This is a genomic window from Paenibacillus sp. FSL R5-0527 (assembly GCF_038008055.1).
GTDB lineage: Bacteria > Bacillota > Bacilli > Paenibacillales > Paenibacillaceae > Fontibacillus > Fontibacillus macerans.
Genome location: NZ_JBBOYI010000012.1, coordinates 1 through 1,495, shown reverse-complemented (window position 1 = coordinate 1,495; position 1,495 = coordinate 1). Strand labels below are relative to the sequence as shown.

At 44.7% G+C, this 1,495-nt stretch carries 2 protein-coding genes and 1 pseudogene; 1 reads left to right on the top strand and 2 read right to left on the bottom strand.

Annotated elements, in window-relative coordinates:
- Positions 1–211 (top strand): annotated as a pseudogene (locus tag NYE69_RS33490) (hypothetical protein); the annotation flags it as partial.
- Between the two features lie 45 nt (positions 212–256).
- Here NYE69_RS33490 and NYE69_RS33485 read toward each other — a convergent pair.
- Positions 257–724 carry a hypothetical protein gene (locus NYE69_RS33485; RefSeq protein WP_340930741.1) on the bottom strand — a complete coding sequence of 156 codons (468 nt, stop codon included), beginning with the start codon at positions 722–724 and terminating at the stop codon, positions 257–259.
- 322 nt (positions 725–1,046) lie between these two features.
- A complete protein-coding gene (locus tag NYE69_RS33480; protein WP_340930739.1) occupies positions 1,047–1,331 on the bottom strand; it encodes a hypothetical protein in 285 nt (94 codons plus the stop codon).
- Positions 1,332–1,495 lie beyond the last annotated feature (164 nt).

Sequence of the window (1,495 nt, the reverse complement as noted above, 5' to 3'; positions counted from 1 at the left end):
CAAAATGATAAAAAAGGATCAAATGACCCCTGAAATGCTCGTCTACAGACAAGAGGTGTTAGACGACACTGTAAATCTAATGTCAATGGCAGATAAATTTGAACTGGATATTAAAGTATCAGATACTATATACGGACAGTATACCAACACAAGTACACGTGCGTTGCCGCGTACTGGACGCGAACGGATCGCAGCAGAAGAAGCAAAATAAACGCATCAAGCCCACTAACCTATATGATCGGTGGGCTTTTGTCGATCATGAATGGTGCGCTTCCCAGTCCGCAATCCCAAATAGTTGACTGTACCGATCTGCTCCAGTATGCACAAATCTGTCCGTAAATACGGTCGTAAACGGGGTATTAATCGCATCATCCCGAGTATCATACACGGTATAGTATGCCGTGACATCTGCATGGTAATAATTTAAGTCATCAATCTGCAACTCGATTTGCACATATTTATCTTTACCTGCGTCACACAAGTGTTTGGCAACGAAGGTGTAAAAAGCTTTTGGTGGATAGTCGGCACCATCGACATCAAATTCGCCCGCCTTGGTAACACCACATCTCACGAATTCTAAGCTATCCTTGTCTGCAAACTCGGGCAGTTCTTTATGCTGTTTAAGAAAATCTAAGGCTTGCTCAACTGTCGGGAACTTCGCACTAGGGACTACCTTCGTTAGTTCGAATTCGGCTTGTGCTGCGCTTTGCAACTTCTCGTTCATTTCAATATCCCCTTTCGTGCCGCCTCCCATGCGGTGAGGTCTTACGCGCTGTGAACTCGTCAGGCGGTTATTTCCGTTTCAACTTCCGAACCAGCGCCGCCATACTGACAATCAGCGTTACTGCTTCCATGCGTTATTTAGGAGAAAAACGGCTACTTCCTTTTATCACGGTAGTTCTCGATTTGTTCGCGCGTCCATACAGGCCCGCTTGATAACTTTTGTACTGGCTCTGGAAACGCCCCTCTGCTTATGTAGGTCTGGACTCTGCGGCGATCCCATCCAAGTATTTCCGCTGCATCCGATAGACCTACAAGGGGCGGTATTACTTTGACGCTTTGGACAACAGAACCTGGCCAGTGACCGATGACAATCGCGGTGTTTTGCCAAATGCGTCCAGCTCACAGTGTTCGTTTTTATGGTCGAATATTGCGGCATCCCCTGTTACCGTCTCTCCTACCGAATATCCTTCAGGCAATACGTACTCTACCGGATCATGCACAAACGAAAATTCTGTTACACTGTAATCAGAATCGGCAATTACATATGTATCCTTAGTCATCAGATCGTTCTTTTGCGATTCTACAAATTGCAATTTGATAGTTTTCATTTTGATCATCCTTTCCGACTGCCTGCCGTTCGGTCAGGTCTTATGTCGTCCTTTGTATGACTACATCATACAGTGTTTGTATGACTATGTCAACAACATTTTTGAAATATATTATTTTGTTAACAAAACACCGTCAAGCCACAAAAAGACCACAGAGGCATGAC

Excerpts from the sequence above, each read along its gene's own strand:
- NYE69_RS33485 (WP_340930741.1), bottom strand. The coding sequence starts at position 724 with ATGAACGAGAAGTTGCAAAGCGCAGCACAAGCCGAATTCGAACTAACG.
- NYE69_RS33480 (WP_340930739.1), bottom strand. The coding sequence starts at position 1,331 with ATGAAAACTATCAAATTGCAATTTGTAGAATCGCAAAAGAACGATCTG.